The organism is Nostoc sp. ATCC 53789 (assembly GCF_009873495.1).
Classification (GTDB): domain Bacteria; phylum Cyanobacteriota; class Cyanobacteriia; order Cyanobacteriales; family Nostocaceae; genus Nostoc; species Nostoc muscorum_A.
The window spans coordinates 3,154,943-3,167,298 of record NZ_CP046703.1 but is presented as its reverse complement, the minus strand read 5'-3'; the positions used below and the strand labels follow the sequence as shown (position 1 = coordinate 3,167,298).

Annotated in this window: 10 protein-coding genes; 4 read left to right on the top strand and 6 right to left on the bottom strand. The window is 44.2% G+C overall.

The genetic code is table 11. The annotated features are described in order from the left end of the window. The first annotated feature begins 170 nt into the window (after positions 1-170). Complete coding sequence (malQ, locus tag GJB62_RS12980; RefSeq protein WP_114084472.1) at positions 171-1,679, top strand: 4-alpha-glucanotransferase; 1,509 nt, start codon at positions 171-173, stop codon at positions 1,677-1,679. Positions 1,680-1,878: 199 nt separating this feature from the next. On the opposite strand, the gene GJB62_RS12975 is transcribed toward malQ, so the two are convergent. Together GJB62_RS12975 and GJB62_RS12970 are read right to left on the bottom strand one after the other, a co-directional pair. Further along, positions 1,879-2,697, bottom strand: coding sequence for a RodZ domain-containing protein (locus GJB62_RS12975; protein ID WP_114084473.1), 819 nt, complete (start codon positions 2,695-2,697; stop codon positions 1,879-1,881). Then, positions 2,672-3,484, bottom strand: coding sequence for a pseudouridine synthase (locus tag GJB62_RS12970; RefSeq protein ID WP_114084474.1), 813 nt, complete (start codon positions 3,482-3,484; stop codon positions 2,672-2,674). The genes GJB62_RS12975 and GJB62_RS12970 overlap by 26 nt, the downstream gene beginning before the upstream one ends. Before the next feature lie 133 nt (positions 3,485-3,617). Here GJB62_RS12970 and GJB62_RS12965 point away from each other — a divergent pair, with 133 nt between their 5' ends. Continuing rightward, the gene (locus tag GJB62_RS12965) at positions 3,618-4,334 is read left to right on the top strand and encodes a DUF2993 domain-containing protein (RefSeq protein ID WP_114084475.1); all 717 of its coding nucleotides are present in this window, start codon (positions 3,618-3,620) and stop codon (positions 4,332-4,334) included. Between the two features lie 381 nt (positions 4,335-4,715). Here GJB62_RS12965 and GJB62_RS12960 read toward each other — a convergent pair whose 3' ends face one another. Both GJB62_RS12960 and cbiT read right to left on the bottom strand, forming a co-directional pair. After that, on the bottom strand, positions 4,716-5,597 hold the full coding sequence (locus tag GJB62_RS12960) for a phosphatidate cytidylyltransferase (RefSeq protein ID WP_114084476.1): 882 nt from the start codon (positions 5,595-5,597) through the stop codon (positions 4,716-4,718). A 149-nt stretch (positions 5,598-5,746) separates the two neighbouring features. After that, positions 5,747-6,349 (bottom strand): precorrin-6Y C5,15-methyltransferase subunit CbiT, encoded by a 603-nt coding sequence (gene cbiT, locus GJB62_RS12955; protein ID WP_114084477.1) that lies wholly within the window; start codon positions 6,347-6,349, stop codon positions 5,747-5,749. A 95-nt stretch (positions 6,350-6,444) separates the two neighbouring features. Between cbiT and GJB62_RS12950 the strand changes: the two genes are divergently transcribed. Next, the gene (locus GJB62_RS12950; protein WP_114084478.1) at positions 6,445-7,848 is read left to right on the top strand and encodes a serine/threonine-protein kinase; all 1,404 of its coding nucleotides are present in this window, start codon (positions 6,445-6,447) and stop codon (positions 7,846-7,848) included. Positions 7,849-8,031: 183 nt separating this feature from the next. Then, a complete protein-coding gene (tatA, locus tag GJB62_RS12945; protein WP_114084479.1) occupies positions 8,032-8,205 on the top strand; it encodes a twin-arginine translocase TatA/TatE family subunit in 174 nt (57 codons plus the stop codon). A gap of 64 nt (positions 8,206-8,269) precedes the next feature. Here tatA and cphA read toward each other — a convergent pair whose 3' ends face one another. Continuing rightward, positions 8,270-10,975, bottom strand: a complete 2,706-nt coding sequence (gene cphA / locus GJB62_RS12940) for a cyanophycin synthetase (protein ID WP_114084480.1) — start codon at positions 10,973-10,975, stop codon at positions 8,270-8,272. A gap of 423 nt (positions 10,976-11,398) precedes the next feature. Then, positions 11,399-12,262, bottom strand: a complete 864-nt coding sequence (locus GJB62_RS12935) for a cyanophycinase (protein WP_012412065.1) — start codon at positions 12,260-12,262, stop codon at positions 11,399-11,401. Positions 12,263-12,356: the final 94 nt, after the last annotated feature.

Genomic DNA, 12,356 nt, shown 5'->3' with positions numbered 1-12,356 from the left:
GGTTATTCACAAAGGACAAAAGACAAATGACAATCAAAATGAGTTTACTTGATTTACCGTGCAAATACTGTTCCGTGATAAATTCGATGCGTTGGCTTTGCCACTGCCCCTTGGGCAATCGCGTAGCGTGTGCATCAAACAATTGCTCTCTCTCATAATTCAGGTTACTTATGCCTTTTCCTAGATCCAGTGGTATTTTGCTGCATCCTACATCCTTTCCCAGTCGATTTGGCGTTGGAGATTTAGGCTTAGAAGCCTATCGCTTTATTGATTTTCTCAAAGATACCCATCAACAATATTGGCAAGTTTTACCCCTAGGCCCCACTGGATATGGTAATTCCCCGTATATGTGCTACTCGGCAATGGCAGGAAATCCCCTGTTGATTAGCCCAGAAAAACTACGAGATGAGGGTTTGCTATCTGAAGAAGACTTTGCTCATTTACCAGGATTTCCGGTAGAAAAGGTAGACTTTGACCAGGTTGTGCCAATTAAGATTGGGCTACTTAAAAAAGCCTGTGAAAACTTTAGAGCCAATGCTACGCCTATCCAGCAGAAAGAGTTTGAAGGTTTTTGCGACAGCAAAGCCTACTGGCTAGAGAATTACGCCTTATTTATGGCGCTGAAAGATGCCCATAATGGTGCAAGCTGGCATACATGGGAAGCAGAATTTTTCAAGCGTAAACCTGAAGCATTAGCTCAAGCAGAGGATCGGCTCAACGGAGATATTTTTTATTACAAGTTCGTCCAATTTGAGTTTTTCCGGCAGTGGTCAGACCTGAAAAACTATGCCAATATGCGCGGTATTGACATTATTGGCGATATCCCTATTTACGTATCTCACGATAGTGCTGACGTGTGGGCACATCCCGATATCTTTTGCTTAGACGAAGAGACAGGAGAAGCTGCTCAAATGGCGGGAGTCCCACCAGATTACTTTAGCGCCACCGGTCAATTGTGGGGCAACCCAGTTTATAACTGGGAGGAATTGCAAAAACAAGACTTTAAATGGTGGGTGCAACGCTTTGAAGCAATGCTAGATTATGTCGATATAATTCGCATTGACCACTTCCGAGGCTTCGAGGCATATTGGTCAGTACCCAAAGGCGAAGAAACTGCCATGAATGGCGAATGGGTGGAAGCACCTGGAGACGCTTTTTTTGCAGCGATTAGGGAGAAGTTGGGCAAGCTACCCGTCTTGGCAGAAGATTTGGGAGTAATTACACCAGAGGTAGAAGCGCTCCGAGACAAGTATGAATTTCCTGGAATGAAGGTTTTGCAGTTTGCCTTTGGTTCTGATCCCGGTAATCCATTCTTACCATTCAATTACCCGCGAAATGCTGTAGTTTATACCGGCACTCACGATAATGACACAACTGTAGGCTGGTTCAATTCAGCTAATGATAACGAAAAGCATAACTTATGGCTTTATTTAGGTTCTATTAGTCCTGAAGGCATCCAGTGGGATTTAATTCGCCTAGCTTTGAGTTCTATAGCTAATCAAGCGATTATTCCCTTGCAAGATGTTTTGGGATTAGGAAACGAAGCGCGGATGAATTTTCCTAGTACTGCTGAGGGTAACTGGGGGTGGCGCTATCAAGCAGAAGCGTTGAGAGATGAATTACGCGATCGCTTAAAAGTTCTTACCAGACTTAATGGACGTGCGCCGCAAGAAAATTAAGGAGTAGGGAGACAAGGGAGACAAGGGAGACAAGGGAGACAAGGGAGACAAGGGAGACAAGGAAGAGGGAGGTGTAAATGCCTCCTTGTCTTCCTTGTCCTCCTCATGCCTCTCATCTCCCCTAGTGTTTTTATTGTCTTGGAGACACTGCGCCTAGTTTGCTTGCCTGTAAGGGTAAAATTTTGAATTTATTTCTCCCTTATCTCAAAACATTAGGCTTGGCAGCAATCCTAACTTCTTCCTCTTTCCCTGGCTCTCCCATTTCCTTAGCTTTCTCCTGATTGACGCTCATCAATACACCACCAGCATTATCAGTTTTCACTGTCAGTTGCTCTTGAGCTTTCCAAATCCGGTGAGTTCCTTCTGGAAGAATACCCTCAAACTCGGTTTTACCATCGGCTATGACGCGAATCCAAGATGACGCTTTCAAAGTGACACCAATTTGTACAACCTGTCCCTCTTGTCCGCCGTCAAGGGGATTACTGACAGGTTGAACTTTTAGGGAATCTTTTGGTTGGGTTGGCTCTGGGTTAACAATGGATTTTTGTTTTGGGTATATTTGGTTTTGGCTATTACTTGCTTGTAGTACCGCGTTATTTAATAACTGAGACAACCCATTTACAGAGCATACGATTAGCAATACGTAAAGAAAGTAAAGGTGAATCGGACGTAGTTGATTAATGGGTGAAGTATTCCCCATACCTTGAGGATTTAATTGTGCAGAACTGATCGGAAAAGTGCCAGAAAATTCTACTCCATTCAAGCCTAGAGCATCGGCAAATTGCCTGATCAAACCCTGAATATAGACTGGTTCTGGGAGATCGTTTATATTACCTTCTTCGATCGCCTGTAATAATCGTTGAGGAATTCTGGTTAATACAACCACTTGCTCTAGAGATAAGCCCTTTTCTTGACGCAAAGCCAAAAGTTGAGCGCCCAATTCTGCCAACTTTTCGGTTCGTTGTTGCTCTATTGAAAGCGATGGCTGGTGATTATTCTTCTTTCTTAGCCATTTCATGCCTACTGACACTCCTTAACTCCACTGAATCTTTAATAGGTTGCGTTATCTGATCTTGCAAAAAGCGAATTTCACGATCGTTGAGGGAACGATATTGACCCTCTGACAATAAGGGTTCTTTTGGAGTTTGTAATTTAATTGGGCCGATAGCAGTTCGATGCAGCTTGATTACTGGGTATCCTAACTGTTGAGCTATCCGGCGGATTTGGCGATTTCTTCCCTCCTGCAACACTATTTCTAAAAAGCTTTGTTCGGCACGATGTTCTATTAGGTGTACCTTAGCAGCTCTGGTTTTTCTACCCTCTAACACCACACCCTCACGCCACATTTGCAGTACTGCTTCTGGGGGATGTCCTTTGACCAAAACATGATATGTCTTGGAAATGCTGTGGCGGGGATGGGTTAGTCCAAATGTCAGATTTCCGTCATTTGTGAGGATTAATGCTCCCGTTGAGTCTGCATCTAAACGCCCAACTGGGTGAATACCTGAACCCTCCCGTAATTTTTTCGGTAGTAAATCCAGGACTGTTGTTCTTCGGTGAGGGTCGTAGCAAGTCGAAACTACTCCCGCAGGTTTATGTAGCAATAGATATATTAAAGCCGGACGCTGCTTTTCGGATACAGTTTTACCATCAATTGCGATCGCATCTTTTTGGGGATCAACCTTTTGACCCAAATGTGCCAATTCCCCATTGATTTGCACCCGTGAGTGCCTAATCATTTCTTCAGCTTCACGACGTGAGGCGATGCCCCATTGAGCAAGAATTTTTTGTAACCGTTCCTCCATCTGGAATTACTTATTTACTGTTAACAATTAAATGATATTTGCATTTTGTAGCGAGTAGGCATAAATGTTACATTTAAGACTTGTTTAATTTCTGTCCAGCTGTTGAGCAAATACTCATAAACAGATTGCTTAGATGCCAGAGCAAAATTCTCAAACGACAAATGCAAATAAAATCCGCATAATTACGCAGGTACTCACAAAAGCCCTAAAGCTCTGGTTGAGAGCGCAAGTGAGCCAAATATCAGAATTAGAAGTGGAGATTAAAGCAAGCGATCGCCAACTTCTCTCTGGGCGTATCCCCTTAGTATCTATTTTTGCTACTCATGCAGTTTATCAAGGTCTCCTAATTACACAAATTCAATTAACGGCAGAAAATATTCAGATAAACATTGGTTCCGTACTTAAGGGAAAGCCATTACGACTGTTAGAAACAGTATCAGTGGTTGGCGATTTGATCGTAGACGAGAATGATTTGAATACTTCTCTCTCATCTGACTTATTATCAACTGCTTTGAGCGATTTGCTGGTTAAAGTTTTACCAACAAATTTCCCCAAGTCACAACCAATAAACTGGCAAGAAATTATCCTTGATAACAATCAAATTATACTGCGAGGCTTGAAAGTAACCAATACAGAAACAATGCCTCTAGAGATTTGTCTGGGCGGCTTACAGTTACTTAGTGGGCATGAGTTGCAACTGACACAAATAAAAATTAAACCCCACGAGGGAGATATATTAGACGACAATCATGAGTACAATCTGGATCTTGGCTCAGATGTCGATATCCAAGAACTAACGTTGATCCCAGGCAAACTAGTGTGTCGAGGGCAGATTAACGTTAATCCTTAGATCGTGAAAAATAAAAAAATACTAATACGCGCCGTGTGCAACTTTCTTTCAAACCTAACCCCCAGCCCCTTCCCTTGCAGGGAAGGGGAGCAAAAATCAAAGCCTCTCTCCGTTTCGGGGAGAGGTTTGGAGAGGGGTTCTAAGAATTAAGTTGCACATCACGTTAATACCCTATTTTAAATGACGTAGCGCCTCTCAGGGGATGAGGAGAACCAGAGCAAAAGGGTCAGGGTAATCAAACCTAGGGTATAAAGTGATACATGAATGTAGGGGCTTGAAACCCCTGTACAAGGGTTAATTGCACCATCTTTCCCCCTGCCTCCCCTGCTCCCTTCCTCCTGCTCCCTTACCCCTGCCTCTTTTGAACTCAACCCAAAAGCTTTATAGTAGCGGCAACAGTAGTGTTACAAAATAATAAACCAAAGGTGCTGTGAAAATATAACTATCAGTACGGTCTAAAATACCACCGTGACCGGGAATTAATTGTCCAGAATCTTTGACTCCAGCATCACGCTTGAGCATAGACTCGGTAAGATCCCCTAAAAGACTAGCAATGCCAATCAACAAACCCAATGCTAAACCAGTCAACAAGGATCTGGGCAAGTGGAGATAATAGGCTCCTGCTATGGCTACAGCAACACTTGAAGTAATGCCAAATACAGCACCTTCTACAGTTTTCTTCGGGCTAATCTCAGACAGACGGGTTTTCCCAAAGAATTTGCCAATGGTGTAAGCACCAATATCGGCTGCCCAAATACACAAAAAAGTCAGCATTGTTGCTGTAAAACCTTGTGGTAAAGAAGCAGAACTTGCTTTTTCCCAGAAGTCTGCCCAGGTTGTAGGCCAGTAACCCCCTAAAGGTAGATTGCTAAAAACGGCACTATCAATTGCTCGTAATCGCACCCAGTAACTCGGCAAATAACCTACGTAAAATAGCCCCATTATAGAAGCAGAAACATCAGCGATCGTGGCAAATTTGGGCTGAAATAACAGGTAAAAACAGATAAGTGTGCCAGCTAAGGGCATCACAGCGTCAGCTAAACTGCCATCAATGGTACAAATTACTAGCAAAACTAGGCTGACAAGCATAGTGGTTTTCGCGGCGGGAGCGATGCCTCTGGCTCGCACCAAATTAAAATATTCCTGTTGACCCAAAAAGATAACAACCGCAAACATGATGGTAAAGTACCAGCCACCCAAAAGGGTAACAGAAAGAGCAAGAGCGATCGCAACAATTCCACTAATAATCCGAGACCAAGGCATAGAAGTATTAAATATTGGGCATTGGGAATTGGGAATTGGGCATTGGGCATGGGGTATGGGGCATTGGGCATGGGGTATTGTCAATAATCAATAGTTCTTCTTCCCCTGCCTCCCCTGCTCTCTACTCCCCCTTCCCCATTCCCCATTCTCTAATCCAGTTTCTCACCACTGAGGATAAAAATGGGATCAACGGCAGTAAAGGTTTGAGAAAAGCCGCGCGTTTCTAAGCGGTTAACCGCAGACTGAACAACTTCGATATTTCTAGCCCTTAACAGAGAAAAGGTTTGAGAAATAGCATACAGACTTTCTAGATTAGCAGCTGTAGCTACAACCCGACCGGATGGTGGCAAATAATGCCATGCTGCTTGCAGAATATCCTGGATAGGTCTTCCTCCCTCAATACAAACGCGGTGAGGAGCAACTTTGAGGTCATGTAAACACTCTGGGGCGCTACCTTCAATGACTTCGACGTTTTTCACTTCAAAGCGATCGCAGTTCCGCTTGATCAGATTAGCTACTTCTTCATCCCTTTCTATAGCAATAATTTGACCCTTTGGACACAATAGCCCAACTTCTACGGGAATTGTACCTGTCCCTGCGCCAATATCCCACAATACAGAATCTGATGTTAGTCGCAGTTGGGCAATTAACAGTAGCCGGACTTCTCGCTGACTCAGGGGAATTCCTGGCAAATGCTCGAACAGTTCATCAGGAATACCAGGGGTAATATAAGGCCAAAGTTGGGAGGGCATAGAATTACGCAATTATACTAAAGATATGGATTTGCCGAAATTGAAAAGTCATAAGCTATAAAAACTTTTCAAACGTAGCATTATAAGAAACCATAATGATTGGTGAAATATTAGGCGAACGCTATCAAGTTCAGCAGCTATTAGGCAAGAAAGCAGGGCGACGGACGCTTGTAGCTCGTGATTGGAACACTCAGGAATTGGTTGTTATTAAGTTACTCTCTTTTAGTAGTGACTTTGAATGGGATTCACTCAAGCTGTTTGAGCGAGAAGCTGAAACTCTAAAATCTTTGTCACATCCCTTAATACCTCGCTATTTAGACTATTTTGAGGTAAATTCACCCACCATCAAAGGATTTGCCCTAGTACAAAGTTATATCCCAGCACAAACTTTAGAGCAATACGTCCAATCTGGCCGGACTTTTACCGAAGTAGAAGTCAAAGAGATAGCCAAAGCACTTTTAGAAATTCTCATTTATCTACATGGGTTATATCCGCCTGTTATCCATCGTGATATTAAGCCTAGCAATATTTTATTGGGAGAGCGTTCTGGTAACAGTGTTGGTCAAGTTTACCTAGTAGATTTTGGCTCGGTGCAAACTGTCCTTGCTACAGAAGGTGGAACTATAACTGTGGTGGGAAGCTATGGGTATATGCCACAGGAGCAATTTGGCGGACGCACGGTTCCGGCTTCCGATCTTTATAGCTTAGGTGCAACTTTAATTTATTTAGTGACGGGTACTCATCCAGCCGATTTACCCCAAAAGGATTTTCGGATTCAGTTTGAACAGGTGGCTAATGTGAGTCATGAATTGACTCGCTGGTTGCAGCAAATGACTGAACCCAGTTTAGAAAGGCGTTTTAATTCTGCTGCTGGTGCGCTCGCAGCTTTAGACAAACCACAAACGACAAACTTGCCTACTTTGGTTGTAGGTAAACCAGATGGGAGTAAGATTCAATTAACCAAAAATGGGGATTCTCTAGAAATTATCGTTCCACCATCTGGTTTTGATCCATCAATAGTATTTACAGGTTTATTTGCGATCGTCTGGAATTCATTTATCCTCTTTTGGACAATTGGCGCACTCTCTATTCCTTTTCCTGTCAACATCCCCTTTGCTTTGTTCTCACTTCCTTTTTGGGGTGCTGGCTTTCTCATGGTGTATAAACTTCTCTTTCATTTATGTGGACGCATCTGCTTACGCCTGAATGCAGAACAAATTACCCTAAGTTGGGAGTTGTTTAGTTGGAAATTTTATCGCCCCCGTGCATCGTCAAGGCAAAGTATTAATAAGTTAGTTTACATTCCCAAACATTTTACTAAAAATTCTGATGGCACTAGAATTGCCGTTCCAGCAGAATTATATATTTGCTCAGGAGTACAAAAATATCAGCTTGGTGGAAACGATATCGGTATTAAATCCGAAGTAGAACTTGAATGGTTAGCTCATGAATTAAGTGATTGCTTGGGTTTGCCAATTACCAAGCCAATGGGAAGTTAGTTGAGTTAGCGATCGCGATCGCTTTGTTCAAAAATAATAGGAACCTTTACGCGGTTTCTCTGTCCTGAAACGCAATCCCTAGCATAATCTTCCCTACTTCTTTACCTCTTGTTTGCCCCTAAATAATCAGATTTGAGCCATCAATGTCTATATTTAATTAGAGATGCCTTAGAGGAAATTTATATGTTTGGACTAGGATGGCCAGAAATCGCTGTAGTTACCATAGTCGCTATTTTAATTTTTGGCCCTAAAAAAATTCCCGAATTGGGCACTGCACTGGGCAAAACCCTACGAGGTTTTAAGGAGGAGATGAAAACCCCCAGTGATGAAATTAATTCAGAAGAAGAAAAACAATAGTCAATAGTCAAGAGTCAAGGCTGAAAAACTTTAAAATGCTGAACTTGAGACTCTTGACTGTTGACTACAGTAGTGTGTTGACTACAGAAGAAGGTGCGATTCCATTTTGGGAATCAGCGATCGCTGTGCCAGTATTTTGTTGATGTGTCTCTTCCTTGGCTAAACCACGCAGCTTAATTAACTTAATAGCCCTAGTCACGCTTTCTGGTAGAATCACCACCAAGCTGTTATCAGGAGCCATGTCTAAGCCTTTATTAATCGCTTGGGTTTCATCCAAAATTGATTCATAGCGGCTATCAGGCTTCACTTGGGTAATGCCTTGAATAATCAATTGGGCGGCTGAACCCCGTAAACGTCCCCGTGTATCATCGTCTTCTTTGACAATGATGTAGTCAAAAATTTGTGCTGCTAATTTGCCCAAAGTAACAAAATCTTCGTCGCGGCGATCGCCCGGGCCACCAATTACGCCAATCCGTTGTCCTGTAGTCCAGTTCCGTACAAAGGAACCTACAGCTTCATAACTAGCTGCGTTGTGAGCATAGTCTACTAAAGCGTGGTAGTTGCCTAAATTAAATAAATTCATTCGTCCCGGCGTTTGACTAACTGAAGCCCGGAAAGTCTTCAAACCAGAGCGAATCTGCTCAATTGTGACGTTTTGCACGAATGCTGCCAAACTTGCAGCTAAAGCATTGGCAATCATAAACGGCGCACGTCCGCCCATTGTTAAAGGTATATTTTCTGCTCTTTCTATCCGATGTGTCCAATCACCTTTAACAATTGACAAATAGCCACTTTCATAGACTGCGGCTACTCCACCCTTTTGGATGTGCTTTCGCACCAATTCCGAGTCGGGATTCATGGTGAAGTAAGCAATATTAGCCTTAGTCTTTTCTGACATAGCGGCGACGCGATGATCGTCGGCATTAAGTACCGCATAGCCATCAGGGAATACGGCTTCCGCTACTACACTCTTGAGGTTAGCTAATTGCTCAATAGTCTCTATATCGCCTATTCCTAAGTGGTCGGCGGCTACATTTAATACTACTCCCACATTCGCGGCTTCAAAGCCCAATCCAGAGCGGAGAATGCCACCGCGAGCGGTTTCCAGCACTGCTACTTCTACTGTGGGATCTTGGAGGATGACATGGGCACTTTGGGGGCCTGTGTTGTCGCCAGCTTCCACTAAGTAATCACCGATATATGTTCCATCGGTTGTAGTATATCCGACTACTTTTCCAGTCTGTTTATAAATATGTGCTAGTAGTCGGGTAGTAGTGGTTTTGCCATTAGTACCAGTAATGCTGAGGATAGGAATTTGGCTAGATTGCTCGTTGGGAAACAGCATATCCATCACTGCGCCAGCGACGTTGCGGGGAATACCCACGCTTGGGGCAACGTGCATCCGAAAGCCGGGAGCGGCGTTAACTTCAACAATTACGCCATCGACTTCCCGCAGGGGACGGCTAATATCCGTGGTGACGATATCGAGTCCGGCGATATCCAAACCAATAATCTTGACTACCCGTTGTGCCAACCACAGATTTTCTGGGTGAATTTCATCAGTACGATCTACGGCGCTACCACCTGTACTTAAGTTGGCTGTTGCCCTGAGATAACAAATAGTACCCTTGGGTGGAACGCTATTTAGGGTATAGCCTTGCCTTTCTAAGAGTTGGTAGCTGGTGCGATCTAGTTCAATCTTGGTCAGGACGTTATCATGTCCTTCACCGCGATTTGGATCGAGGTTTGTTTCCTCAATTAGTTCGGAGATGGTGGATCTGCCATTGCCAATGACGTGAGCCGGTACGCGTTCGGCGACTGCGACTACTTTGCCATTTACCACCAATACCCTATGGTCACGCCCAACGTAATATCTTTCGACAATAATTGATCGAGAAACCTGTCTAGCAGCTTCGTAGCCGGCTTCTGCTTCTTCCCAAGTTCTGATGTCAATAGTGATCCCACGTCCATGATTGCCATCCAAGGGCTTGAGAACGATGGGATAGCCGCCAACGTATTCAATAGCTTGTTCTAAATCGTCTAAGAAATTGATCACTGTACCTCTGGGTACTGGCGCACCGGCTGCCGCGAGGATGCGTTTAGTGGCTTCTTTGTCGCAAGCTAGTTCTACACCCAGAATGCTGGTGTTGTCTGTCATTGTGGCCTGCATCCGCTTCTGGTTCACGCCATAGCCTAGCTGAATCAAAAAGCGGGCTTCTAGAGACATCCAGGGAATACCTCTTTTTTCTGCTTCTTTGATGATCGCTTCAGTGGAAGGGCCCAAGGAAGCATCACGGGTGAAGTCTTTCAGGTCTTGGATATCTTGCTCTAGTTCTGCCTTGGGATAACGGCCTCGATCGATGATACTCTGGCACAGCCGCACTGCGGCTCGTCCAGCGTAGCGTCCCGCTTCTTCATTCTGGTATTCAATTACTACTTGATAAATTCCGGGTGTGGCAGTTTCGCGGGTGCGACCAAAGCCGACGTGCATACCAGCTAATTCCTGGAGTTCTAAAGCTACATGTTCTACGATGTGGCCGATCATCGTGCCTTCTTTGACTCGCATCAAAAAACCACCACGGCAGCCAGGCGAACAATAATGACCCTCCAGACTCGGCAGCGCCTCAACTAGTCCTTCATAAAAGCCTGGGATTTCATTCGAGGGCGTCTCGGCAAGGGTTTCTAAATCGAGGCGCATGACGATCAGCTTGTGGCGTCGAATGCTCCAATAGTTTGGGCCGCGTAAGGTCTGGATCTTGAGGATTCTCATGGGAATAGGTAGATGGAGATTCGGAACCAAAATTCTAGTTTCTTACTGTAATTGACCGCTAAACTGTTCGTTGCAAACAGTTTTTTCTTTTTACATAGTATTCTCATCATTTTTCTACAACAAGAAATAAATGTGCGGTCAACCGATTTTGGATTTGAGATTTATGATTTTGGATTAAAAGAGACAATTGGGGTACTTAGCTCTGGTAATTTTAGATTTACGATAGCGTAGCGTCAACGAGTCATCGAGGGGTTTTTAGATTTGTTTTACCCACTTTCTGGCGGCATCTGCCGAAAAGCTCTCTTAATCTAAAATCCGTCTTGAAAAGTTTGCTAGGTCGGGAAACCTTCCTTACAACTTTTCGCAAAATCCAAAATCTAAAATTTGTGGTCAACTCAGTGTAACCTCAGATACTCTATCCCGTCAGCTGGAGATCCGGTGTACAGCAGGCAATACAGTGCGCTGGTACAGGTGGAAGCGATCGCCGTAGCTGAGGATATGGAGACGTAAATTATGCACGGTTAATGGTTCATTAGCACCAACATGGGGTTCGTTGGTGTGGGTGGCTTCAGTGGGATCGACAATAGTAACACTGCCTTTACCCATAACTTGTAACCAACCATCACGTTCAAACACTGCACAAGTATCTTCGTCAATGCCAATACCTAAGCGATCGGGGTGAGCAGCGATCGCACTAATCAACCGCCCCATCCGATTCCGGTTGTGAAAATGTTGATCAACAATGACTTCAGGAATAAATCCCAAACCCGTTGCCATATCTACTAGGGAACGATTTGGCGACTCTCCACTCCCGCCGCCAGCAATCATGTGATGCCCCATCACTGCCGCTCCTGCACTGGTGCCTGCTAACGTCAGTTGCCCTGCCCTAACCCTCTGCCGAATAATTTCCATTGCTGGCGTATCTGCCAATACACCACAGAGACGCAGCTGATCTCCTCCTGTCAAAAATACCCCACTACAGGCTTCTAAGGATGCTTTGATTTGAGAGGCTTCACACTGTTCGCGTTCGCGGATGTCTAAAATCTCTACCTTTTGGGCACCCATTTCTTCAAAAATGCGAATGTACCGACCACCAATGATGGCGGGTTCGCGAGAGGCAGATGGAATAATTGTAATATAAGCCTTACTAGCACCGGCACGTCCAAAAAAAGTTCGTAGGATTTCGCGCCCATGAACTTTGTCTTCTGCGCCTCCGATAACCAGAACGGCGGTTTTAGTTGCTTGGGGTGTCCTCATTTCTAGCGATTTAGCTTGTAATTGCGGCATTTTGTTTCTCCTGTCAACAACTTCAGGTGAATTTAACAAGGTTCAGAAGGCTGATGATTTTTGCGCTTTGCAACTTTCGAGAGGACACTTTGTG

Coding starts and splice junctions, on each gene's coding strand:
- malQ (WP_114084472.1), top strand. CDS start 171: ATGCCTTTTCCTAGATCCAGTGGTATTTTGCTGCATCCTACATCCTTT.
- GJB62_RS12975 (WP_114084473.1), bottom strand. CDS start 2,697: ATGAAATGGCTAAGAAAGAAGAATAATCACCAGCCATCGCTTTCAATA.
- GJB62_RS12970 (WP_114084474.1), bottom strand. CDS start 3,484: ATGGAGGAACGGTTACAAAAAATTCTTGCTCAATGGGGCATCGCCTCA.
- GJB62_RS12965 (WP_114084475.1), top strand. CDS start 3,618: ATGCCAGAGCAAAATTCTCAAACGACAAATGCAAATAAAATCCGCATA.
- GJB62_RS12960 (WP_114084476.1), bottom strand. CDS start 5,597: ATGCCTTGGTCTCGGATTATTAGTGGAATTGTTGCGATCGCTCTTGCT.
- cbiT (WP_114084477.1), bottom strand. CDS start 6,349: ATGCCCTCCCAACTTTGGCCTTATATTACCCCTGGTATTCCTGATGAA.
- GJB62_RS12950 (WP_114084478.1), top strand. CDS start 6,445: ATGATTGGTGAAATATTAGGCGAACGCTATCAAGTTCAGCAGCTATTA.
- tatA (WP_114084479.1), top strand. CDS start 8,032: ATGTTTGGACTAGGATGGCCAGAAATCGCTGTAGTTACCATAGTCGCT.
- cphA (WP_114084480.1), bottom strand. CDS start 10,975: ATGAGAATCCTCAAGATCCAGACCTTACGCGGCCCAAACTATTGGAGC.
- GJB62_RS12935 (WP_012412065.1), bottom strand. CDS start 12,262: ATGCCGCAATTACAAGCTAAATCGCTAGAAATGAGGACACCCCAAGCA.